Here is a 21,415-nt window from a genome sequence, read left to right as displayed (position 1 = left end):
CGGATCGCAGCTCCGCGATCCCGGACGGCGAGCGGATGGCTCGGCACCACCCGATGACCCCGCCCCGGGTGCCGTTCCGTGCCGTGCACCCGGGGCGGTTCCCGTCGCGGCGACCGGGGGGTGTGCCGTGCGACGGGAGCCGGATCACGCGCCGGTGAAGACCAGCCAGAGCAGCACGCCGTTCAGCGCGATCAGGAAGACGGAGGAGGCGATGCCTGCGGCGGTCGTGAGCCACCGGTTGCGCCACCGGCCCAGGATCTCGGCCTTGGCGGTGAGCGCCACGAGCGGCACCAGCGCGAACGGGATGCCGAACGACAGCACGACCTGACTGATGACGAGCGAGAGCGTCGGGTCGAAGCCGAGCCCGAGGATCACGAGCGCCGGCACGAGGGTGATGAGCCGGCGGGCGATGAGCGGGATCCGCACGTGCAGGAGCCCTTGCATGATCTCGGCACCCGCGTAGGCGCCGACCGACGTCGACGCGAGCCCGGAGGCGAGCAGGCCGACGGCGAACATCGTCGCGATGATGGGCCCGAGCGACGCCTCGAGCGCGGCGTGGGCCCCCTCGAGGCTGTCGGTGCCCTCGACGCCCGCGAGGTTCACGGCGGCGAGCAGGAGGATGCAGAGGTTGACGGTGCCGGCGATGGCCATCGCGATGGTCACGTCCCACCTCGTCGCGCGGACCAGGCGGTCGGTCGGCAGCACCGTGGCGGCCCCGGGCTCGCCGCCGCGTTCGCGTCGCAGGTCGTCGGACCCTTCGCGGGTGATGAGACCCGCGAGCAGGCGGCGGGGGCGGCCGGCGGCGCGGGACGTGGCCGCCTCGTCGATGCCGAGCGGCTGCCGCATCACGAACCGATCGCGGCTCAGCGCGGAGTGGGCGTAGATGGCGTGCGGCATGATCGTCGCGCCGAGGATCGAGGCGGCGAGGAGCACCGAGCCGGCGTCCTCGAATCGGGGCACGAGGCCCGCGGCGAGCGCCCCAGGTTCGGGCGGGGCGATGAACACGCCCACCGAGAACCCGATCGCGATGATGGCGAGCAGGCCCATGATGACGAACTCGAAGGTGCGGGGGCCGCGACGCGACTGCACTACGAGCAGCGCGATCGACACCGCGCCGGTGATGAGCCCGCCCCAGATCAGCGGGATGCCGAAGAGGAGGTTCAGGGCGACGGCGCCGCCGATGACCTCGGCGAGGTCGGTGGCCATCGCGACCAGCTCGGCCTGCAGCCAGTAGGCGCGGCGGCCCCAGCGATTGCGGAGCCGGCGCCCGAGCACCTCGGGCAGGCTCTCGCCGGTGACGATGCCGAGCTTCGCCGAGAGGTACTGGATGAGCCAGGCCATCACGTTGCCCACGACCACGACCCATACGAGCAGGTACCCGTAGCGCGCGCCGGCCGTCATGTTGCTCGCGACGTTACCGGGGTCGAGGTAGGCCACGCCCGCGACCAGTGCCGGACCGAGCAGCCAGGCGAGGCGACCGACGGAGGCGGGCGGGCCGGAGGGGGCGAGCACCGGGTCGGGCGAGGGCGCAGCGGACGCGGGCGGCGTCATCGCCGCCGCCGTCTCGGTGGGGGTTTTCGGCATGCCGAAATCGTAGCGCCTTTTCGGTACACCGAAAAGACTCGCCAGACTTCGCTGATCACCGGCTGTTGCCGAGTCCGGCTTCGGTGATGATCTGGGGCATGGCGTCGGCCGGCGGGTGATGCGGTGCGCTCGGGGCCGCTGATCTGCGCGCCGCGGGTAGCGTTGGGGCGTGAGTGACGACGAGCGAACGGATGCCGCGGGCGCCGCGGACGCGACCGCCGACGCCGCACACGACGAGCCGCAGCTGCCGCTGCACGGCGTCGGCCCCTGGCCCGGAGGCCCGAAGGCGTGGCCCGCCGACGACCGCTACGACCCGGAGCTCCTCGAGCACGGCGACCGCCGCAACGTCGTCGACCGCTACCGGTACTGGCGGCTGGAGGCCATCGTCGCCGACCTCGACGAGCGGCGGCATCCGTTCCACGTGGCGATCGAGAACTGGCAGCACGACCTCAACATCGGCTCGATCGTGCGCACCGCGAACGCCTTCGCGGCCGAGACGGTGCACATCATCGGCCGGCGGCGCTGGAACCGCCGCGGCGCCATGGTCACCGACCGGTACCAGCACCTGCTGCACCATCCGGATGTCGCCGACCTCGTCGCATGGGCGCATGCCGAGGGCCTGCCCATCGTCGCGGTCGACAACGTCGAGGGCTCGCGGCCGGTCGACGCGGCCGACCTGCCCGAGCGGTGCGTACTGCTGTTCGGCCAGGAGGGCCCGGGCCTCAGCGACGAGGCGCTCGCGGCGGCGGACCTCGTGGTCGAGATCACGCAGTACGGGTCGACGCGCTCGATCAACGCGAGTGCGGCCGCGGCCATCGTCATGCACGAGTGGGTGCGCAGGCACGCACGTCGGTGAGCTCGACGGCGGTGTCGGCCGAGGTCGTCGACGCATGCGCCGACCGCACGCGTGCGGCGCGCACCACTGCGAGCCCGGTCGCGATCATGAGCACGACGGCCACGGCCGTGCCGCCGAACAGGGCGAGCGGCCCGCCGACCTCGTAGGCGACGCCCGACAGCGCCGCGGCGATCGTGGCCGCGAGCAGCCCGAACGCGCGCATGAGGCCCTGCGAGGCGCCCGCACGTTCGGCGGGCACGGCCTGCGCCATCGCGGCCGCGGCGCCGATGAAGGCGAGCGCCTGGCCGCTCGACTCGACGAAGCCCACGCCCGTGGCGACCCACGGGTTGCCGATGACGCCGTAGAGCGCCACGATCGGCACGAGCACGACGGCACCGCGCAGGAACGCCGACACGCCGCCGCGGCGGTCGGCGAGACGCCCGGCCCAGCCTGCGAGGAGTGCATAGGGCACCGCGAACAGCGTGTAGCTGAGTGCCGTGAGCTGCTCGCTCGCTCCGATGTCGGCCATGAATCGCGGCCAGATGCCGTCGTAGGCGCCGGTGGGCACCATGACGGCGCCGTACAGCAGAAGGATGCCGACGACGCGGGGCGAGCGCAGCAGCCCGAAGCTCACGCGCGGGGGCGCGGCGACGGCGGTGCCGGCCGTGGTGGCGGCGGTGCCCGCGGATGCCGCGGCCGGCAGGTGTGCACGCGACACGGCGGCGGTGCGCTCGCGGAAGGCGAGCACGACGGGCACGACGCCGAGCAGCACGGCCGCCGCCGACCACGCGAGGATCGGCCCGGGCGCCGCGACCGCGATCGCGAGGCCCGATGCGAGCGGCCCGAGCGACACGCCGGCCAGTTCGGCCGCGCCGAGGCGGCCGAGGGACTCGCCGGCGCGGATCGGGTCGGCACGCACGAGGAGCGCGCTCGCCGCCGCCATGAACACGCCGAACCCGAATCCGCCGACCGCCCGCCCTGCCACGAGGTGCCAGCTCTCGGTCGCGAGCGCCGAGCCCGCGAGCGCGGCGGCCATGAGCACGACGCCGGCGACCCCCATGAGGCGCGTGTGGCCGCGGTCGGCGAACGGCGCGACGATGAGCTCGGCCGCGAGCGAGGCGGCGAATCCGGCGGCGGCGACGAAGCCGATGTCGGCCGTCGAGATGCCGAGCTGCGCCTGCAGTGCGGGCAGCAGCGGGAAGAGCACCATGGCGCCAGAGGACATGAGCACGGTGGCCGTGACCACGCCGGTCGTCAGCCGACGGCGGTAGGCCTCGGATGTCTCGAGCGCGGCGGCACCCCGGCGTCCTCTTGTCCACATGGACAACACGCTAGCAGCCGTTGTCCAGGTGGACAAGAGCGGTACCATTGGACGCATGGCGACCCGACTCGATCCCGCGGCGCGGCGGGACCAGATCCTCGCCGCGACTCTGCGGCTCGTGGCCCGCGACGGCTTCGCGCGCGTGACGCTCCGCGACGTCGCCGCCGAGGTCGGCGTCGTGCACGGGCTCATCCGGCACTACTTCCCGACGCGCGAACGTCTCATGGCCGAGGCGTTCGACACCGCCGTGCTCGCCGAGCTCGAGGGCGACGAGGAGGTCGCCGAGCGCGTCGAGCCCGTCGAGGCGCTCGCCGACTGGCTCAGCACCACGCCTCGCGAGCACTACTTCGTGTGGATCGACGCCTGGAGCGAGGCGCATCGCAACCCCGAGTTGCTGGCGGCCCTCACACGTCATCATCGCGACTGCGAGCGGCGACTCGCGCGCATCATCGAGCGTCTCGCCGACTCCGGTCGCGGGGCGAGCGATGACCCCGCGGCGGATGCCCGCATGCTCACCGCCCTGGTCGACGGCGTCGCCGTGCAGCACCACGCCATCGGCCTCATCGACCGGGCCGAGGCTGACGGCCTGGTCTTCGCGGCGGCCGAGGACCGACTCGGCCTCGAACCCGGCACCCTCGCGCGTTCGCGCCCCACCGCCGCCCGCGGGCAGTGGGCGTCGGCCGCCGCCGGCGGGGCGGGCTGACCGGCATCCGCTCTCCCACTGCCGCGTGTCGACGGCTCGGGCCACTCGGCGCCCGGGAGACTTGAGGTCATGCCCGTCGTCGACAATGCGATCTACCGCGACGGCCGCCGAGTGGCGAGTCCGGCGTCGCTCGAGGAGACCTTCGAGACGCTCTCGGAGCACGGCGGCTTCGCGTGGATCGGGCTCTACCGACCCACCGATGCCGAGCTCGACGCGATCGCCGTCGAGTTCGGCCTGCACCACCTCGCGATCGAGGACGCCCGCAAGGGTCACCAGCGCGCGAAGCTCGAGCGGTACGGCGATGCGCTGTTCGTGGTGCTCCGCCCGGCGCGGTACCTCGACGACGTCGAGAAGGTCGAGTTCGGCGAGCTGCACGTGTTCGTCGGGCGCGACTTCGCCATCACGGTGCGGCACGCCGAGTCGCCCGACCTCGGCGCCGTCCGACGGCGCCTCGAGGCCACGCCCGAGCTCCTCGACAAGGGCGCCGAAGCCGTGCTCTACGCCGTGCTCGACCATGTCGTCGACGGCTACGTGCCGGTGCTCGCCGGGCTCGAGAACGACATCGACGAGATCGAGGAGCAGCTGTTCTCGGGTGATCCCGAAGTGACCCGGCGCATCTACGACCTCGCGAGCGAGGTGATGGAGTTCCAGCGGGCGACCGGTCCGCTCGTGGACATGTTCCGCGCTCTCGAGCACGGGTTCGAGAAGTACAGCGTCGACGTGGAGCTGCAGCGCTACCTGCGCGACGTGCTCGATCACTCCATCCGGGCGATCGAGCGGGGCGAGGCGTTCCGGCAGCTCCTGCAGAACGCGCTCCAGGTGCACGCGACGCTCGTGGCGCAGCGCCAGAACGAGGAGATGCGACTGCTCAGCGAGACGAACCTCGCGCAGAGCGAGGAGGTGAAGAAGATCTCGAGCTGGGCCGCGATCATCTTCGCGCCGACGCTGATCGGCACGGTGTACGGCATGAACTTCAAGAACATGCCCGAGCTCTTCTGGGAGCACGGCTACACGTTCGCGCTGTTGCTCATGCTGGGCTTCGGCCTCACGCTCTACTTCATCTTCAAACGTCGGAACTGGCTGTGACGCCGATGCTCACACTCAACAGTCCAGAGACGTCCGTCGCAAATTCAACAGTCTGGTGACGAGCGTCACAGATTCCTTGACTTAGCCGCCCGGATGCCGCAGCATGGCTCGTGCACGATGCAGTGCAGCGAGGCGCGTCCACACGCCTCACCATCTACGAGAGGCATTTCAATGAAGAAGAGTCTTGCCATCTTCGGAGCCCTCAGCGCGGCGGCACTCCTGCTCGCCGGATGCACGGACTCCGGGGCGACTTCCGGCACCACCACCGCAGACCCCGACGAGGGCGCCGCAGGCGAACTCACCCAGGTCCGTGTCGCCGCCCTCCCGATCGCCGAGACCGGCGCGCTCTGGGGTGCGATCGACGCGGGCATCTTCGAGGACCATGGCCTCGAGCTCGAGATCGTGCCGGCCCAGGGCGGCGCGCAGGCGATCCCCGCCCTGCTCTCGGGCGACATCCAGTTCGCCATCGGGCAGCCGTTCGGTCCCATCCGCGCCGACCTGCAGGACCTCGGCATCGTCATCTTCAGCAACTACGCGTCGAGCCTGCCTGAGGGCGACGACGTCAACGCCGTCGTGGCCCTCGGCGACTCGGGCATCACGAGCCCGAAGGACCTCGCCGGCAAGAAGGTGTCGGTCAACAGCCTGGGCGCCGCCGGCGACGTCACGATCCGCAAGGCCGTGCAGGACGACGGCGGAGACCCGTCGACGATCCAGTTCGTCGAGGTCGCGTTCCCCGACGTGAAGGCCCAGCTCGAAGCCGGCACGATCGACGCCGGTTGGGTGCCCGACCCGTTCCGCGGTCAGATCCTCGGCGCGGGCGGCGTGTCGGTCGTCGCGCCGTACCAGGCGACGATCCCCGGCCTCACGGTGCTGACGAACTTCACCACCCAGGAGCTCATCGACTCGGATCCCGACCTGGTGGAGAACTACGCCGCCGCCATGGCCGAGGCCCTCGCCTGGGCGGCCGACAACGAGGACGCGGTGCGTGAGGCGATCGCCACGAACCTCAAGATCCCCGCTGAGGCCGCGGCCGGCATCGTCCTGCCCGAGTTCACCGCCGACCTGAACACCGACGACATCGAGGAGCTCGCTGCGCTCGCGGTCGAGTTCGGGGTCATCGACGCCGAGCCCGACTACGACCGGATGATCCAGCTCCAGGAGTGACCGGGTGCGGGGATGCCCTCCCGACGGGGCATCCCCGTGCTCCTCCTCGTCAGCTCCACGTCCTCCCCCTCACGGAAGAGACCCATGACCGCAGTCCTCCCTGCCGCGGGCGGAACCCGCCGTCGGGCCGAGCGCCGGCGCACCGCGCGCAAGCTCCTCCTCGGCCTCGCCGGCATCGCCGGGTTCCTCGTCACCTGGCAGCTCCTGCCCCTCACCGGGGTGGTCGATCCGCAGTCCCTGCCGCTCGCGACCGACACCATCGCGCGCCTGGCCGAGGAGTTTCGCGACCTCGAGTTCTGGCGCAACGTCGGCCGCACCATGACCGCGTGGGCCATCGGCCTCGCGCTCGCCACCGTGGCGGCCACCGTGCTCGGCACGATCGTCGGACTGGTGCCGTTCCTCCGTCGCGCGACGCACACGACGGTCGAGTTCCTCCGACCCATCCCGTCGGTCGCGCTCATCCCGCTCGCCATCCTCATGTACGGTATCCAGCTCCCCGCCGCGCTCGTCATCATCGTCTTCGCGAGCTTCTGGCAGGTCTTCGTTCAGGTGCTCTACGGCGTCGCCGATGTCGACTCCGTCGCCCGTGACACGGCACGCAGCTTCGGCCTGACGCCGGCCGCCCGCATCCGGAGCCTCGTTTTCCCGACGATGCTGCCGTATCTCATGACCGGGCTCCGGCTCGCGGCATCCGTGGCCCTGATCCTCGCCGTCACCGCCGAGATGACCATCGGCAACCCGGGCCTCGGCAGGGAGATCGTGCTGGCGTACAGCTTCGGCGATCTCCCGGGCGTCTACGCGATCGTCATCGTGACGGGCCTGCTCGGCCTCGTCATCAACCTCGTCTTCCGCCTCATCGAGCGGCGCACGCTCTCGTGGCATCAGTCCGTGCGCGGGGAGGAAGTCCTGTGACGCTCTACACGAGCACCGTCAGGGTGCGACGCCCGCCGTCTCGCGTCTGGGCGAAGATCGGCGAGAACACGCTCTACGCCATCGGCCTGCCCATCGTGCTGCTGGTCATCTGGGGCATCTGGGGCACGCTGGCTCCGGCGAAGTTCTTCCCCGGACCGCTCACGATCTTCGAGGCCTTCGTCGATACGTGGATCGGGCCCGCGTTCTTCACCGACGTCGTGCCGAGCCTCAGCCGCCTGGCGCTCGGCATCGTGCTCTCGATCGTCGTCGGCATCGTCGCCGGCACGCTCATCGGGCTCAACCGCTGGCTGAGTGAACTCCTGGAGCCCATGCTCGAGTTCTTCCGGGCGGTGCCGCCGCCCGTGCTCATCCCGGTCTTCGCGGCGCTGCTCGGGTTCACCGACACCATGAAGGTGTTCGTCATCGTCGCGGGGGCCATCTGGCCCGTGCTGCTCAACACCATCGAGGGCGTGCGCTCGACCGACTCGGTCATGACCGAGACGGCGCGGTCGTTCTCGCTCACCCGGCGCGAGCGACTGGTCGACCTGGTGCTGCCGGCGGCGAGCCCGCGCATCATGGCGGGGGTGCGGCAGTGCCTGTCGGTGGCGCTGATCCTCATGGTCATCTCGGAGATGTTCTATTCTTCGTCGGGGCTGGGGTGGCAGATCGCCTACTTCCAGCGCAACTACCTCATCGCGGAGATGTGGAGCGGCATCCTGCTGCTCGGGCTGATCGGCGTCCTGCTGGCGGTCGTCTTCGGGTTCATCGAACGGCGGGTGCTTCGCTGGTACCACGGAATCAAGGAGGTCGGGCGTGCCTGAAACGCTCCTCGAGGTCGATCACCTCAAGAAGGTCTACGAGTCGTCGACTGGCACCGTGGAGGCGATCCGCGACATCAGCTTCTCGATGCGCCGCGGCGAACTCGTGTGCATCGTCGGGCCCTCGGGCTGCGGCAAGACGACGCTGCTGAAGTGCATCGCCGGCCTGCTGCGCAGCACCGACGGCACGGTGCACCTCGACGGCAAGACGGTCACGGGCCCGCCCCCGAACATGGCGCTCGTGTTCCAGGAGTACGGCCGCAGCCTGTACCCGTGGCTCACGGTGCGCGCCAACGTCGAGCTGCCGCTGAAGCACAAGAAGCTCTCCAAGCAGCAGCGCGACCGACTCATCGACGACGCCCTCGAAGCCGTCGGGCTCGAGCACGCGGCCAAGAGCTACCCGTGGCAACTCTCGGGCGGCATGCAGCAGCGCGTCGCCATCGCGCGGGCGGTCGCCTACCAGCCCGAGGTGCTCATCATGGACGAGCCGTTCGCGGCCGTCGACGCGCAGACCCGCGCGGACCTCGAAGACCTCGTGCGACGGTTGCACCTCGAACGCGGCATGTCGATCCTCTTCGTCACGCACGACATCGACGAGTCGGTGTATCTCGGCGAACGCGTCATCGTGCTCTCGAAGTCGCCCACCTGGGTGCAGGAGGACCTCGCGATCGACCTCGCCCCCGAGCGCGACCAGATCTCGACGCGCGCGCTGCCCCGGTTCACCGAGCTCCGCACGCACGTGTACGAGCAGATCCAGCGCGCCAAGCGCGGCGAGACCGTCGGGCCGAACGCGTGAGGCGGCGATGAGCGCCACGACCGTTCGCTCGAACGGCGGCGCGGCTGTGCCTGCAGCCGTGTCCCCGGTCGCCGGGCGCAACCCGAAGCAGCTCCTGCTCGCGCTCCTCGGCGAGCAGCTCGACGCAGGCCTGCATCGACCGCTGCGTGCGGCCGCCTACATCGAGGTGCTCGACGGGGCCGGCGTGGCCGGTCCGACCGCGCGCGCCACGCTCGATCGCATGGCCCTGCGGGGCTTCCTCACCCGCACGCGGGTCGGCCGCGAGATCGAGTTCGCCATCACCGACCACGCCCGCGACGTGCTGCGCGAGGCGGCGGAACGCGTGCACTCGGAGCATCCGTTCGCCCCGCAGGGCCGCGGCTGGACGCTCGTGACCTTCACGGTTCCCGAAGACCAGCGCACCCTGCGTCACCGGTTGCGGGCCGCCCTCACGTGGGAGGGGTTCGCGCCGCTGCGCGACGGGCTCTGGCTCGCGCCGGGCGAGGTCGATCTCGTCGGGGCGCTCGAGCCGCTGCACGACCAGCTGCCCGAACAGTCCGTCATCGCCTTCCGCGCCCGGGACCTGGCGGAGTTCCCCGTTGCACAATCGGTGCGTGGCGCATGGGACCTCGACGCCATTCGCGCCGCCCACGAGGGGTTCCTCGCGACGTGGGCCGATCCCGAGCGGGTCGCCGCGTCGGTGCCGCCGCTCTCGGCGCTCACGATGCTGGTGGCCGACTGGCTCGCCCTGCTCCGGTCCGACCCGCGGCTGCCCGACGAGTTCATGGACGATGACTGGCCGGCGGCCCGCTCGCTCGCCGCGTATCGCGCCCGACGGGCGGAGCTGGCCGAGCGGGCGAGCGAGTCGTTCGCGCAATTGGCCGACGGCACCGGCGCCGTCGGCGCAGCTGCCGCACGCTGAGCCGGGCATCGGCTCAGCGTGCGCCCGCTCACCGGCCGCTCGAGAACCGAGCCCGCAGGTCGGCCTTCCGCACCTTGCCCGAGGCGGTACGCGGCAGTTCGTCGACGACCACCACGCGCTTGGGCAGCTTGTATCGTGCGAGCGTGCCCTCGAGGTGCGCTCGCACGGCGTCGGTGTCGATCGCCGCGCCGTCGCGCAGCGTGACGATCGCCCACGGCACCTCGCCCCACTGCTCGTCCGGCACGCCGATCACGGCCACGCCGCTCACGCCCTCGAGGTCCGCGATGCGGTTCTCGATCTCGGCGGGGTAGATGTTCTCGCCGCCCGAGATGATCATGTCCTTGAGCCGGTCGGAGATGAAGAGGTACCCGTCGGTGTCGAGGTAGCCGAGGTCGCCGGAGCGGAACCAGCCGTCGTCGGTGAAGGCGGCGGCGGATGCCTCGGGCAGGCCGTGATAGCCGGGGAACACGTTCGGCCCCGTGATCTGGATCTCGCCGACCGTGCCGCGAGGGAGCATGTCGCCGTGCTCGTCGGCGATGCGCACCTCGGTGAAGAAGTGCGGGAGGCCGACGCTGCCCTGCTTCGTGCGCGTCATCCCGGGCGCGAGCGACGTGGCGCCAGGGGAGGTCTCGGTCATGCCGTAGCCCTGGGTGAACGAGAGGCCGCGCTCCTCGTAGGCGTTCAGGATGCGCGTCGGCACGGCGGAACCGCCGCACGTCAGCTTCGACAGGGTCGACAGGTCGGTCGCCGCCCAGTCGGGGTGGTCGGCCATCATCTGGTACGTCGTCGGCACGCCGCTCAGCATCGTGATGCCGTGCTGCTCGATGAGCGCGAGCGCGCGTCCGGGCTCGAACCGGCGCTCGAGCACCATGGTGGCGCCCTTGAGGATGACCGGCAGTGCGCCCATGCCGAGCGACGCCACGTGGAAGAGCGGGGAGATCATCAGCGCGACATCCGTCGACACGACGTCGTAGTCGACGATGCAGTTGAGCGCCACCCAGGTCAGGTTGCCGTGGGTGAGCACCGCGCCCTTCGCCTTGCCGGTCGTTCCCGACGTGTACACGATCGCGGCGGGATCGTCGAGGGTGACTTCGACGTCGGCGTGCCCGGAACGCTCCTCGCGGAGCGCCGCCGCGAGTCCGCGCGCGCCCTCGCTCGTCTGCTCGCCGGTCTGGATCACGTGCGTGATGCCGATGCGATCGACGATGCCCGCCACGTCGCCGGCGAACTCCGGGTCGTGGATGAGCACGCGCGCACCCGAGTCGCGCAGCACGTGGTCGATCTCGGGCGTTGCCAGGCGCGTGTTGATCGGCACGAAGACCGCACCGAGCTGCGCGCAGCCGAACAGCACGTCGAGGAACTCGGGGCAGTTCTCGCCGAGGAAGGCGACGCGGTCGGACTTGCGGATGCCGCGCTGCCAGAGCAGCGCGGACATGTTGTCGACCGCATCGGCGAACTGCCGGTAGGTGATCTCCCGGCCGTCGAACACGAGGGCGGTCCGGTCGGGGGTCTTCAGGCGGCGCTTGCTGGTCCAGCCGCCGAGTCCGTGGTTGCGCATGGCGTCCTCTTCGTTGAGGTCAGGTGGTCGTGAGGCTCAGGCGTAGAACCGGTACAGCCCCCGAGAGACGACGGCGGGCTTCGGTGCGCCCTCGATCTCGATGGTCTGGTCGACGGTGAGCTGGTACCCGCCGGGGACTTCCGAGACCTCGGCGATGACGGCGTTCATGCGGACCTTCGCCCCCACCTGCACGGGCGAGATGAAGCGCACCTTCTCGAGGCCGTAGTTGACCTTGGTGGTCACGCCCTCGACCTCGAGCAGCTCCGACCAGAACTTGATCGCCAGCGAGAGGGTCAGGAAACCGTGCGCGATCGGTCCGCCGAAGGGGCCGTCCTTGGCGCGCTCGGGGTCGACGTGGATCCACTGCTGGTCGTCGGTGGCGTCGGCGAAGAGCTGCACGCGGTCCTGGGTGACCTCGAGCCAGTCCGACCAACCGAGGTCGGTGCCGGCGAGGCCGGCCACATCGGCGTAGGCGACGGTGGTGGTCATGGTGTGCCTTTCGTTCGGGGATTCTGACGACGTGGGGGTTCGGGGCTCAGACGAATGCGGACTCGCCCGTGAGAGCGCGTCCCACGATGAGCGCGTTGATCTCGTGCGTGCCCTCGTAGGAGTAGACGGCTTCGGCGTCGGCGAAGAACCGGGCGACGTCGTGCTCGAGCAGGATGCCGTTCCCGCCCGCGACCTCTCGTGCCAGCGCCACGGTCTCGCGGGCGTGCAGGGCCGTCCACATCTTGGCGAGGGCCGAGTTCTCATCGGCGAACTCTCCCGCATCCTGGCGGTGCGAGAGCTGCACGCACAGGCCGAGCGAGGCGGTGAGGTTGCCGAGCATCCGGGCGAGCTTCTCCTGCACGAGCTGGAACCCGGCGATCGGGCGTCCGAACTGCTCGCGTTCGCGCACGTAGCGCACGGCCGCGTCGAGGGCGCCGGCCTGCAGCCCGGTGGCGATCCACGCGACATCCGATCGCATCGCGCGCAGGATGCGGGCCACGTCGCGCCAGCCGGCGATGCCCTGCAACCGGGATGCCTCGGCCACGCGCACGCCCGAGAGCGTGATGACCGCGTTCTGCATGGGCCGCAGCGACACCTTGCCGCGGATGATGTCGATCGAGACGCCGGGTGCGTCGCGCGGCACCAGGAAGACCTTGACCTGCCCGTCGGCCACGTCGCGGGCGAAGACGGCCAGGACGTCGGCCGACGCCGCACCGCCGATCCAGCGCTTCGCGCCGTCGAGCACCCAGTCGTCGCCGTCGCGGCGGGCGGTCGTCGCGAGCCCGCCGGCGATGTCGGAGCCGTGCTCGGGCTCGGTGAGGGCGAACACGCCCTTCAGTTCGAACGAGGTGACGCGCGGGTCGAGCTCGGCGGCCTGCGCCTCCGATCCGCCGAGCAGGACCGTCGTGCGGAACAGGCCGGACTGCGCGTTGTAGAGCGTCGCGACCGAGGCATCCGTTCTCGCGAGCACGTAGTTGCGGAAGCCGGCGAACATGGTCGATCCGGCCTCGTCGTCATCGACGCCCGCGGGGTGCATGAGGTCGAGGGGCACGAGCGCGTCGAGCACCGCGTCGGGCATGGTCGCCGTCTCCCAGGCCTCGGCGATGAGCGGGCGGATGTCGCGGTCGAGCGTCTCCTGCAGGCGCGCAAGCGCGGCAAGCGCGGATTCGCCGAGATGGGTCTCGGCGAACCCGAGCGGGTCGATCCCGAAGGTGGTGTCGGTCGTGATCGGCGGCATGTCAGGCCCCGAGCCCGAGGAGCCGCACGGCGTTGTCCTTCAGGATGCCCGGCATGACCTCGGGCTTGAGCGCGGTCTGCTCGACGTCGCGCAGCCAGCGGTCGGGGGTGAGCAACGGGAAGTCCGAGCCGAACAGCACGCGGGTCTTGAGGTACGAGTTCGCGGCGCGCACGAGCGGCTCGGGGAAGTACTTGGGACTCCACCCCGAGAGGTCGATCCAAGTGTTGTGCTTGTGGGTCGCCACCGAGAGCGCCTCGTCCTGCCACGGCACCGAGGGGTGCGCCATGATGATCTGGAGCCCGGGGAATTCAGCGGCGACATCGTCGAGCAGCATCGGGTTCGAGAGCGCGAGGCGGAATCCGCGACCGCCGGGCATGCCGGCGCCGATGCCCGTCTGGCCGGTGTGGAACAGTGCGACGACGCCGGCCTCCTGGAGCACCGCGTAGAGCGCATGATGCCGCTCGTCGCTCGGGTCGAAGCCCTGCACGGTGGGGTGGAACTTGAAGCCCCGCACGCCGTGCTCCTCGATGAGGCGGCGCGCCTCGTCGACGGCTTCGCCGCCGCGATTCGGGTCGACCGAGCCGAACGGGATCAGCACGTCGTTGTTGCGTGCGGCCCCCTCGGCGATCTCGGTGTTCGAGAGCGGCGGATGCCCCAGCTGCGTCTGCGCGTCGACGGTGAACACCACCGCGGCCATCTGCCGCTCGCGGTAGTAGGCCGCGATCGAGTCGAGGTCGGGGCGCGCCGCGTCGGCCGCGAAGTACTTCGATGCCGCCTCGACGAGGTCGGGCGGCAGCGACGAGTGCCCGTGCGCATCGACCTCGATGTGCACGTGCACGTCGATCGCGCGGATCGCGTCGACGTCGATGGCGGGTTCGTAGCGGGTCATGTCGGCTGGCGGGGTCGAGTCGGGATCAGGCCGCGGGCATCGGGCGCTGCAGCTCCTCTGGCAGCGGGGGGAAGCTCTCGCCGACCGACCGGAGCTGCTCGCCGACGAGGGCCGGGAACTCGGCCTGGAGCGCGTCGTACGACCAGCCGCCCTCGTGGTACGCGGTGAGCACGGCTTCGGGGTGGGACCACAGTTGCAGGCGGTCGCCGCCGACGCCGATCGCCTGGCCGGACACGCCGGCCGCGGCGTCGGAGGCGAGGAAGGCGATGAGTCCGGCCACGTCGTCGGAGGTGCCGAAGCCGAGGTCGTGCCGGAAGAAGGCCGGCATCGCCTCGCCCTTGGCCTCGGCCTCGACGGCCGCCGCGAAGTAGGGCACGGTGGCGGTCATCGCGGTGGCCGCGACGGGGATGACGGCGTTGGCGGTGATGCCGGCCTTCTTCAGTTCGAGGGCCCACGTGCGCACCATGCCGACGATGCCGGCCTTGGCGGCCGCGTAGTTGGTCTGGCCGAAGTTGCCGCGCTGGCCGGTGGGCGAGCCGATGCAGATGATGCGCCCGGCGACGCCCGCCTCGCGCATGTGGATGGCGGCCTCGCGGACGCAGGTGAAGGTGCCGCGCAGGTGCACGTTGACGACGGTGTCGAAGTCGTCGTCGCTCATCTTCCACAGCACCGTGTCGCGGAGCACGCCCGCGTTGGTGACGAGGATGTCGAGGCGTCCGAAGGCGTCGACGGCCGTGCGCACGAGCTCCTTCGCGGTCTCGGTCGGGCCCACCGGGGCGACGACGGCAACGGCCCTGCCCCCGGCGGTCTCGATGCTGCGCACGGCCTCGGCCGCGGCGTCGGCATCGACGTCGTTGACGACGACGGATGCCCCGCGGCGAGCGAGCTCTTGGGCGTAGGCGAGCCCGAGTCCGCGACCGGACCCGGTGACGATGGCGACTTTGCCGTCAAGGGACATGTGGAACTCCTTCGTGTCTGGCTCCATGACATCACAGAATGATTGAAATTGTCAATCATTGTTGATCTCATTGTTTGCTATCATCGGCGCATGCCTGCCAGCGCGAAGAGCACCACCGTCCCCGCCTCGGGGCGGCTCGAGCAGAGCGCGCTCACCGACGACGCGAGCTTCCTGCTCGCGCGCGCGAACGCACTCGCCCTCGCGGCGGGCAACGAGGCGCTCGCCGAGCACGGCCTCAAGGTGCGTTCGTACGCCGTGCTCGCGCTCGCCGTCGAGGAGACGCGACCGTCGCAGCGCGAGCTGGCGGAGTTCCTGCGCCTCGACCCGAGCCAAGTGGTCGCCCTCGTCGACGAGTTGCAGCGTCGTGGGCTCGTGGCGCGCGAACCCGACCCGACCGACCGGCGCGCCAACGTCGTCGTCGCCACGGAGGCCGGCCGCGCCCTCCATGCTCGCGCACGCCAGGCGGCGCAGTCGGCGCAGCGTCGCCTGCACGCGGGGCTCACCGCGGCGCAGCGCGAGCAGCTCGCGGATCTGTTGCGCTTCCTCGCGTTCCCCGGCTGACCGCGCGCTGATCTCCTGTCGACCCGCGCGCTGATCCGGAGCCGAGCCTTCACGGGGCATCCGATCGCCGTTAGCGTTGGAGGATGACCGCGATCACCGACGATCTGCCCGCTCGACTGCTGCACGAAGAGCACGCCGGATGGAAGGCGATCCTCGACGGTCGCGGCGGCGAGCACTACCAACGCGCGATGACGCGCGACGCACTCATGGTGGTCGAGGGCGCGGTGCTCGGCCGCGGCGAGATCCTGGCCGCGTTCCGGAGCGCCCCGCCGTGGGACTCGTACGAGCTGCACGAGCCCGCCGTCATCCGGCTCGGCGACCACGCCGGCATCCTGGTCTACCGCGCGGTAGCGCGTCGTGGCGACGACACCGCGAACCTGCGGATGTCGACGACGTACCTCTACGACGACGGCGCCTGGCGCGTCGCCGCGCACCAGCAGACCCCGGCCTGACCCCTCCGCGGGACGAGGCGGCGCGGCGGCGCCGCCTCGAAACCAGCTATGGCCGTGGGACCAACGCCCCGCCGAAGGGATGCACCTCGCATCAGGATGGCTTCAGACCGGAATGTCATCCAAGGGGGAAGAACATGTCGAAACTCTCGAAAGCCACCGCGACGCATACGGTGGTCCCGGGTTACACCGACGCCTACGAACAGGAGGTCGGCGGCTGGACCGTCACCATCGAACGCAACCTGATCGACATGGACATGGCGCCGTTCTTCAAGGGCGGACCGAACGACCAATGCCCGGCGAGCCACTTCGGCTACGTCCTCGCGGGGAAGCTCGGAATCCGCGGATCGGATGGCGTCGAGGAGACGTTCGAGGCCGGTGACGCCTTCGTCGTCGAGGCCGGGCACACGCCGATCATGTACGCCGGATCCGAGTATGTCTCGTTCACGCCGACTGAGGAGGCGAAGCAGCAGACCGCGGTGATGATGCCGAACATGGCGAAGTACGCGGCGGAGCAGGGCATCGAGCTGCCGGGGCAGGCGACGCCCTGACCGCTCCGTTACGAAAGCTCGTGCAGCAGAAGAGGCCCAATCCTGCCCTCAGGAGGGGCACGGGGCCACTTCTCCCGCACAAACTGGAGTCGATCAGTCGGTGCCGAGGTCGAACGCCGCGGCCTCGTTCGCGGCATCCGTCGCCAGCTCGAGATCGGTCTCGGCCTCGCCCGCGGAGATCTCGGCCGCCTGACCGGCCTGGAGGTCGCCGACCAGTTCGGCCGTCGCGCCGCCCACGATGCCCTGCACCGCGTACTGCTCGAGACGGGCGCGCGAATCGGCGATGTCGAGGTTGCGCATCGTGAGCTGGCCGATGCGGTCCTCAGGGCCGAACGCCGCGTCGCCGACGCGCTCCATCGAGAGCTTGTCGGGGTGGTAGCTCAGGGCAGGGCCCTGCGTGTCGAGGATCGTGTAGTCGTCGCCGCGGCGGAGTCGCAGCCAGACCTCGCCGGTCACGGCCGAGCCGACCCAGCGCTGGATCGACTCGCGCAGCATGAGCGACTGCGGGTCGAGCCAGCGGCCCTCGTACATGAGGCGGCCGAGTCGGCGGCCTTCGGCGTGGTAGTTCGCGATGGTGTCCTCGTTGTGGATCGCGTTGAGCAGGCGTTCGTACGCGATGTGCAGGAGGGCCATGCCGGGCGCCTCGTAGATGCCGCGGCTCTTCGCCTCGATGATGCGGTTCTCGATCTGGTCGGAGACGCCGAGGCCGTGCCGACCGCCGATGGCGTTCGCCTCGTAGACGAGCGCGACGGGGTCGGAGAAGTGCGCGCCGTTGATCGCCACGGGGCGGCCGGCCTCGAAGCGGATCGACACCTCCTCGGTGCGCACCTCCACGTCGTCGCGCCACGCGGCGACGCCCATGATCGGCTCGACGATGTCGAGCCCGGCGTTCAGCTCCTCGAGGCGCTTGGCCTCATGGGTCGCGCCCCAGATGTTCGCGTCGGTCGAGTACGCCTTCTCGGTGGAGTCGCGGTAGGGGAAGCCTCGTGCGACGAGCCACTCGCTCATCTCCTTGCGGCCGCCGAGCTCGGTGACGAACGCGGCGTCGAGCCACGGCTTGTAGATGCGCAGTCGCGGGTTCGCCATCAGCCCGTAGCGGTAGAAGCGCTCGATGTCGTTGCCCTTGTAGGTGGAGCCGTCACCCCAGATGTCGACGCCGTCCTCCTTCATCGCGCGCACGAGCAGCGTGCCCGTGACCGCGCGGCCGAGCGGCGTGGTGTTGAAGTACGTCTTGCCGCCCGAACGGATGTGGAACGCACCGCACTGCAGGGCGACGAGCCCTTCCTCGACGAGCGGCGCCTTCGCGTCGACGTGGCGCGCGATCTCGGCGCCGTACTCCTTCGCCCGCCCGGGCACCGCGGCGATGTCCGGCTCGTCGTACTGCCCGATGTCCGCCGTGTACGTGCACGGCACGGCGCCCTTCTCGCGCATCCAGGCGACCGCGACGGAGGTGTCGAGACCTCCGGAGAAGGCGATGCCGACGCGTTCGCCGACGGGCAGGCTGGAGAGGACTTTCGACATGCCCTCAAGCCTACTTGTGCGCATCTGCGCAGGACGACGGCGACGGATGCCCCGCCGCGGTCGACGTCCGGGGCGGCGGAGGGCCCCCACGATAAGGTTGAGTGTGACTCAAGACGAATCAGCACCTGGCAGTGGCGCGTCGCTCGTCGACGAGCCCGAGGTGCGGCAGGCGCTCGCCGGAGCCGATCGCTCGTCGGTCGCCTCCGTCGTGGCGGAGCATCCGTCATCGCCCCTCGCGTGGGCGGAGCTCGCCGACCTCGCCGACTCCGAGGGCAACTCCATCGGCGCGTTCGCGTTCGCCGCAGTCGCCGTCGACCTCGCCCACGAGCAGCTCGCCGCGTCCGGGTGGACGCCCGGCGACCCCGTGCAGTGGTCCGACGAGCCGAACCGCGCGTACCTGCGGGCACTCGACGCACAGCGACGCGCGGCGACGCAGCTCGGCCTCGACGACCACGCGACCCGGCTCGCCGACGAGCTCGCGGCCGCCGACGCGGAGGCCCCCGCGCGCATCGCCTCGGAGTTCACGCCGACCCAGCTCATGCCGATCGTGGCATCCGCGAGCCTCTTCGTGCCCGCGGCCGAGACCATCGCCCATATCGGCGAACCGATCGACGAACCCCACGCCGCGGATGCGGCAGGAGAGGACTGAGCCATGCCCGCAGCCGTACTGATCGGTGCACAGTGGGGCGACGAGGGCAAGGGCAAGGCGACCGACCTGCTCGGCTCGCGCCTCGACTACGTCGTCAAGTTCAACGGCGGCAACAACGCCGGGCACACCGTCGTCGTCGGCGACGAGAAGTACGCCCTGCACCTGCTGCCGTCGGGCATCCTCACCCCTGGCGTCACGCCCGTCATCGCGAACGGCGTGGTCGTCGACATCGAGGTGCTCTTCGAGGAGCTCGAGGCACTCGAGACGCGGGGCGTGGATGTCTCGAAGCTGCGGGTCTCGGCGAACGCCCACCTCATCACCCAGTACCACCGCACGCTCGACAAGGTCACCGAGCGATTCCTCGGCAAGCGCCAGATCGGCACCACCGGGCGCGGCATCGGCCCGGCGTACGCCGACAAGATCAACCGCGTGGGCCTTCGCATGCAGGACCTCTTCGACGAGAACATCCTGCGCCAGAAGGTCGAGGGCGCGCTCGACCAGAAGAACCACCTGCTCCTCAAGGTCTACAACCGCCGGGCCATCTCCGTCGACGAGGTCGTCGACGAGTTGCTCAGCTACGTCGAGCGGCTGCGTCCCATGGTCACCGACACCTCGCTGCTGTTGCACCAGGCGCTCGAGCGCGGCGAGACCGTGCTGTTCGAGGGCGGCCAGGCGACCATGCTCGACGTCGACCACGGCACGTACCCCTTCGTGACCTCGTCGAACGCGACGAGCGGCGGCGCCGTCACCGGATCGGGCATCGCACCGAACCGCATCGACCGGGTCATCGCCGTGGTGAAGGCCTACACCACCCGGGTGGGCGCGGGTCCCTTCCCGACGGAGCTGTTCGACGAGTGGGGCGAGTTCCTCTCCGAGAAGGGCCACGAGTACGGCACCACCACGGGCCGCCGTCGTCGCACCGGCTGGTACGACGCGCCCATCGCCCGGTACGCCGCGCGCATCAACGGCGTCACCGACTTCGTGCTCACGAAGCTCGACGTGCTCACCGGCCTCGAGCGCATCCCGGTGGCCGTCGCCTACGAGGTCGACGGGCAGCGCATCGACGAGGTGCCCGTTTCGCAGTCCGACTTCCACCATGCTACGCCGGTGTACGAGGAGTTCCCCGGTTGGACCGAGGACATCTCAGCGGCACGCTCGTTCGACGAGCTGCCCGCGAACGCGCAGAGCTACGTACGCGAGCTCGAGGCCATGAGCGGGTCGCGCATCTCGGCGATCGGCGTCGGGCCGGGGCGCGACGAGATCGTGCAGCTGCACGACCTCCTCGACTGAGCGCCGGACGCTCCGCTTCGGAACGAGAAGGGGTCGGATGCCGCGGCTTCGCGACATCCGACCCCTCTCCCGTCTTCGCGACGCGTGACCGGTCTACGGCTCGGTGCCGATCGACGTGTCGATGTTCGCCCGGACGTCGTCGATCTTGTCGTGGTGCTCCTCGGGGACGACCTTCTTGGCCGCGTCGGCGACGGCGCCGAGCACCTTGTCGCTGATCTCCTCGGCCTTCTCGCTGTTCAGTGCCTCCTCGATCGCGTCCTTGTTCTCCTCGACGAAGTCCTTCGCCTTGCCCGTGAGATCGTCAAGCGCTCCCATGTCCCCACCATCCAATCGGTCGTCCTCGCTCGTCATCGTACGGGCGTGGCAGCGGCGACGAAAGGCGGCGCCCGAATGTGTCGCCCGAAGGTGTCGCACGAAGGTGTCGCACGAAGGTGTCGCCCGATCGTGGAAGACTCGTGGCGTGACCGCCATCCGACCCGCCGACGAGCCCCTCATCGGCCGATTCATCAGCCTGACGCCGTTCACCGAGGCCGACATCCCCGAGTTGTACCGGGCCCTCGGACACCCCGAGGTGTTCGCGGGCGGGTACGGCGGCGGGCCGGCCGGCTTCACGCGAGACCTCGAGGCGTTCGAGCGATTCGCGATCACGTCGTACACGGGCGGTCCTGGCGCGATGCCCTGGACGCTGCGCCTCGAAGGCGGACCCGATCACGGCACCGTCGTCGGCGCCACGAAGTTCGCCGACTTCGACCTCCGGCAGGAGTACGGGCACATCGGGTGGACCGGCTACGATCCCCGCGTCTGGGGCACATCGGTGAACCCCGAGGCCAAGCTGCTGCTGCTGGGGCTCGCCTTCGACCACGGCTTCGGTCGAGTGAAGATCCAGGCCGATTCCGTGAACGCGCGCTCGCGCGCGGCGATCGCGAAGCTCGGGGCGCACTTCGAGGGCATCGCGCGGCGCGATCGGCAGCGCGCCGACGGGTCGTGGCGCGACACCGCGGTCTACTCCGTGATCATCGACGACTGGCCAGCGGTGCGAGCCGGGCTCGAGGCGCGGTTGGCGGCCTGGGGCGACCGGCCGGTCGTGCTGGGTGAGCGGCGGGCCGGGGCGGCTGCGGCCTCATCCGCCGGCTGAGGCATCCG

Annotated in this window: 23 protein-coding genes; 14 read left to right on the top strand and 9 right to left on the bottom strand. The window is 70.5% G+C overall.

The window, feature by feature from the left end; translation table 11 throughout:
* Window positions 1-144 precede the first annotated feature (144 nt).
* On the bottom strand, window positions 145-1,551 hold the full coding sequence (locus ACVFI9_RS18665; RefSeq protein ID WP_474766317.1) for an Nramp family divalent metal transporter: 1,407 nt from the start codon (window positions 1,549-1,551) through the stop codon (window positions 145-147).
* A gap of 277 nt (window positions 1,552-1,828) precedes the next feature.
* Here ACVFI9_RS18665 and ACVFI9_RS18660 point away from each other — a divergent pair, with 277 nt between their 5' ends.
* Window positions 1,829-2,440, top strand: coding sequence for a TrmH family RNA methyltransferase (locus ACVFI9_RS18660; protein ID WP_474766315.1), 612 nt, complete (start codon window positions 1,829-1,831; stop codon window positions 2,438-2,440).
* Here the strand turns inward: ACVFI9_RS18660 and ACVFI9_RS18655 are convergent.
* Window positions 2,403-3,740, bottom strand: coding sequence for an MFS transporter (locus ACVFI9_RS18655; RefSeq protein WP_474763671.1), 1,338 nt, complete (start codon window positions 3,738-3,740; stop codon window positions 2,403-2,405). The genes ACVFI9_RS18660 and ACVFI9_RS18655 overlap by 38 nt on opposite strands.
* A gap of 55 nt (window positions 3,741-3,795) precedes the next feature.
* On the opposite strand from ACVFI9_RS18655, the gene ACVFI9_RS18650 reads away from it, so the two are divergent.
* The 7 genes from ACVFI9_RS18650 (at window position 3,796) to ACVFI9_RS18620 (ending at window position 10,120) form a co-directional block, all read left to right on the top strand.
* On the top strand, window positions 3,796-4,443 hold the full coding sequence (locus tag ACVFI9_RS18650) for a TetR/AcrR family transcriptional regulator (protein ID WP_474763670.1): 648 nt from the start codon (window positions 3,796-3,798) through the stop codon (window positions 4,441-4,443).
* 69 nt (window positions 4,444-4,512) lie between these two features.
* Entirely contained in the window at window positions 4,513-5,529 is a 1,017-nt protein-coding gene (locus ACVFI9_RS18645; RefSeq protein ID WP_474763669.1) for a magnesium and cobalt transport protein CorA, read from the top strand.
* Between the two features lie 171 nt (window positions 5,530-5,700).
* A complete protein-coding gene (locus tag ACVFI9_RS18640) occupies window positions 5,701-6,693 on the top strand; it encodes an ABC transporter substrate-binding protein (RefSeq protein ID WP_474763668.1) in 993 nt (330 codons plus the stop codon).
* Window positions 6,694-6,777: 84 nt separating this feature from the next.
* A complete protein-coding gene (locus ACVFI9_RS18635) occupies window positions 6,778-7,605 on the top strand; it encodes an ABC transporter permease (RefSeq protein ID WP_474763667.1) in 828 nt (275 codons plus the stop codon).
* Window positions 7,602-8,426, top strand: a complete 825-nt coding sequence (locus ACVFI9_RS18630; protein WP_474763666.1) for an ABC transporter permease — start codon at window positions 7,602-7,604, stop codon at window positions 8,424-8,426. The genes ACVFI9_RS18635 and ACVFI9_RS18630 overlap by 4 nt, the downstream gene beginning before the upstream one ends.
* Entirely contained in the window at window positions 8,419-9,219 is an 801-nt protein-coding gene (locus ACVFI9_RS18625; protein ID WP_474763665.1) for an ABC transporter ATP-binding protein, read from the top strand. Before ACVFI9_RS18630 ends, ACVFI9_RS18625 begins: the two co-directional genes overlap by 8 nt.
* A gap of 7 nt (window positions 9,220-9,226) precedes the next feature.
* On the top strand, window positions 9,227-10,120 hold the full coding sequence (locus ACVFI9_RS18620; protein WP_474763664.1) for a PaaX family transcriptional regulator: 894 nt from the start codon (window positions 9,227-9,229) through the stop codon (window positions 10,118-10,120).
* 28 nt (window positions 10,121-10,148) lie between these two features.
* Here ACVFI9_RS18620 and ACVFI9_RS18615 read toward each other — a convergent pair whose 3' ends face one another.
* The 5 genes from ACVFI9_RS18615 to ACVFI9_RS18595 are packed head-to-tail and all read right to left on the bottom strand — an operon-like array spanning window position 10,149 to window position 15,251.
* Window positions 10,149-11,678 carry an acyl-CoA synthetase gene (locus tag ACVFI9_RS18615; protein ID WP_474763663.1) on the bottom strand — a complete coding sequence of 510 codons (1,530 nt, stop codon included), beginning with the start codon at window positions 11,676-11,678 and terminating at the stop codon, window positions 10,149-10,151.
* A gap of 36 nt (window positions 11,679-11,714) precedes the next feature.
* On the bottom strand, window positions 11,715-12,167 hold the full coding sequence (locus ACVFI9_RS18610; protein ID WP_474763662.1) for a MaoC family dehydratase: 453 nt from the start codon (window positions 12,165-12,167) through the stop codon (window positions 11,715-11,717).
* A 46-nt stretch (window positions 12,168-12,213) separates the two neighbouring features.
* Window positions 12,214-13,404, bottom strand: coding sequence for an acyl-CoA dehydrogenase family protein (locus ACVFI9_RS18605; protein ID WP_474763661.1), 1,191 nt, complete (start codon window positions 13,402-13,404; stop codon window positions 12,214-12,216).
* Window position 13,405: 1 nt separating this feature from the next.
* Window positions 13,406-14,293, bottom strand: coding sequence for an amidohydrolase family protein (locus tag ACVFI9_RS18600; RefSeq protein WP_474763660.1), 888 nt, complete (start codon window positions 14,291-14,293; stop codon window positions 13,406-13,408).
* A 25-nt stretch (window positions 14,294-14,318) separates the two neighbouring features.
* Window positions 14,319-15,251, bottom strand: coding sequence for an SDR family oxidoreductase (locus tag ACVFI9_RS18595; protein ID WP_474763659.1), 933 nt, complete (start codon window positions 15,249-15,251; stop codon window positions 14,319-14,321).
* A gap of 90 nt (window positions 15,252-15,341) precedes the next feature.
* Between ACVFI9_RS18595 and ACVFI9_RS18590 the strand changes: the two genes are divergently transcribed.
* From ACVFI9_RS18590 to ACVFI9_RS18580, 3 genes are all read left to right on the top strand, one after another.
* Window positions 15,342-15,812 carry a MarR family winged helix-turn-helix transcriptional regulator gene (locus ACVFI9_RS18590; protein ID WP_474763658.1) on the top strand — a complete coding sequence of 157 codons (471 nt, stop codon included), beginning with the start codon at window positions 15,342-15,344 and terminating at the stop codon, window positions 15,810-15,812.
* Window positions 15,813-15,895: 83 nt separating this feature from the next.
* Complete coding sequence (locus ACVFI9_RS18585; protein WP_474763657.1) at window positions 15,896-16,264, top strand: nuclear transport factor 2 family protein; 369 nt, start codon at window positions 15,896-15,898, stop codon at window positions 16,262-16,264.
* Between the two features lie 134 nt (window positions 16,265-16,398).
* A complete protein-coding gene (locus tag ACVFI9_RS18580; RefSeq protein ID WP_474763656.1) occupies window positions 16,399-16,812 on the top strand; it encodes a cupin domain-containing protein in 414 nt (137 codons plus the stop codon).
* A 93-nt stretch (window positions 16,813-16,905) separates the two neighbouring features.
* Here the strand turns inward: ACVFI9_RS18580 and argG are convergent, their stop codons facing one another.
* Complete coding sequence (gene argG / locus ACVFI9_RS18575; RefSeq protein WP_474763655.1) at window positions 16,906-18,333, bottom strand: argininosuccinate synthase; 1,428 nt, start codon at window positions 18,331-18,333, stop codon at window positions 16,906-16,908.
* A 103-nt stretch (window positions 18,334-18,436) separates the two neighbouring features.
* Here argG and ACVFI9_RS18570 point away from each other — a divergent pair, with 103 nt between their 5' ends.
* Complete coding sequence (locus tag ACVFI9_RS18570; protein ID WP_474763654.1) at window positions 18,437-18,982, top strand: DUF3151 family protein; 546 nt, start codon at window positions 18,437-18,439, stop codon at window positions 18,980-18,982.
* 3 nt (window positions 18,983-18,985) lie between these two features.
* Complete coding sequence (locus ACVFI9_RS18565; RefSeq protein WP_474763653.1) at window positions 18,986-20,272, top strand: adenylosuccinate synthase; 1,287 nt, start codon at window positions 18,986-18,988, stop codon at window positions 20,270-20,272.
* A gap of 93 nt (window positions 20,273-20,365) precedes the next feature.
* Here the strand turns inward: ACVFI9_RS18565 and ACVFI9_RS18560 are convergent, their stop codons facing one another.
* Window positions 20,366-20,587 carry a hypothetical protein gene (locus tag ACVFI9_RS18560; protein ID WP_474763652.1) on the bottom strand — a complete coding sequence of 74 codons (222 nt, stop codon included), beginning with the start codon at window positions 20,585-20,587 and terminating at the stop codon, window positions 20,366-20,368.
* Between the two features lie 145 nt (window positions 20,588-20,732).
* Here ACVFI9_RS18560 and ACVFI9_RS18555 point away from each other — a divergent pair, with 145 nt between their 5' ends.
* The gene (locus tag ACVFI9_RS18555; RefSeq protein ID WP_474763651.1) at window positions 20,733-21,407 is read left to right on the top strand and encodes a GNAT family N-acetyltransferase; all 675 of its coding nucleotides are present in this window, start codon (window positions 20,733-20,735) and stop codon (window positions 21,405-21,407) included.
* Window positions 21,408-21,415: the final 8 nt, after the last annotated feature.

Source organism: Agromyces sp. NSFZ (assembly GCF_056156205.1).
This window is presented reverse-complemented; position numbering and strand designations above follow the sequence as displayed.